Annotated in this window: 1 protein-coding gene and 1 pseudogene; both read left to right on the forward strand. The window is 51.2% G+C overall.

All coding sequences use genetic code 11. From position 1 onward, the window contains the following. Positions 1 to 204 (forward strand): annotated as a pseudogene (locus H7A81_RS27600) (hypothetical protein); the annotation flags it as partial. A gap of 162 nt (positions 205 to 366) precedes the next feature. Next, positions 367 to 1,220 (forward strand): SUMF1/EgtB/PvdO family nonheme iron enzyme (locus H7A81_RS27305; RefSeq protein WP_182059342.1); only part of this gene is annotated, 854 nt, incomplete at its 3' end.

A 1,220-nucleotide genomic window follows, 5' to 3' on the forward strand; every position in this document is an offset into this window, starting at 1 on the left:
AAAGACCCTCATGGACCGGAGTCCGGCGTGATTAAAGATGAAGAGACAGGGCAATACTGGAAGGTGTTGCGCGGCGCCGGACGGCCATCGCCCGGATGGCCGTCCGGCCTCACGTTCAGCCGCAGTTATGACATTCCGGAACCGGGATATCCAGCTGGCAATACGGCCCGTTGCGTAGTGAATGAGCCAGAACCTTTGAAGTAGCATCTGTGATTTTAAAAATCAATAAGCCGGAATGAGGCTGGACTGAACCTTGTGCGTCCCAGCATCCCCCTTGTACAGCGAAGATAATCCCTGGTACGCCTCGCTCTGTCATGTGATACCGCAGAGTGCCATTACACAACATAACCTTGAGCCGACCCGAAAATGAAAAGGAACTTAGCTGTTTTCCTCCTGTTACTCCTTTCAGGGTGTGACGAAAAAAAGGTGGTCACGCCGCCCCTCACGGCAGAGCAGAATAAAGAGCTGGATATATTCCTCAGCCGCGTCAGAGCGGACATGGTCTATATGCCGGCGGGGACGTTTCTGATGGGGGACTTTTGTTCGGAGATGCGAAATGGCGGGGCGTATTGCACGGGTGATAAGAGCAATAAGCCGGCTCACATGGTAGAGCTGTCTGCCTATTCGATTTCAAAATATAAAATCAGTCATGAAGAGTACGCATCGTATCTGAGGTTATCTGGCAGCCCCCCGCAAAATTATAATAATGAAGTGCGTGATACGATACTCTCGGAGATGACGATATTAGATAACAGTCCTGCAATAATTGACTGGCGCGAGGCGGATACGTACTGCCGGTGGTTAAAGAAGGTCACGGGTTTAAATTTTTCGCTCCCGACGGAAGCACAGTGGGAATATTCAGCCAGAAATAAAGGGCAGTATGTCATTATTGCCACTGATGACGGTACGCTGCGTTATAACCGGAAAACGGAACGTGGTGAGAACTTTGCGACGGATGAAGATCGTGAGATAGCCGCCCAGCCGTACAGAATCGACTCACCGCTTATCCGCCTGCCAGTAGATAAGTACCCACCTTCACCGGAGGGGCTTTATGGGATGGCAGAGAACGGCAGAGAGTGGGTCATGGACTGGTATGATCCGGACTGGTACAAAAAATCTCCGGTCAAAGACCCTCATGGACCGGAGTCCGGCGTGATTAAAGATGAAGAGACAGGGCAATACTGGAAGCAGATCGGACGAACGTCGTGTAGGAAAACAGG

Origin of the sequence: Pantoea sp. ME81, assembly GCF_903970985.1 — a bacterium.
GTDB classification, from domain to species: domain Bacteria; phylum Pseudomonadota; class Gammaproteobacteria; order Enterobacterales; family Enterobacteriaceae; genus Pantoea; species Pantoea communis.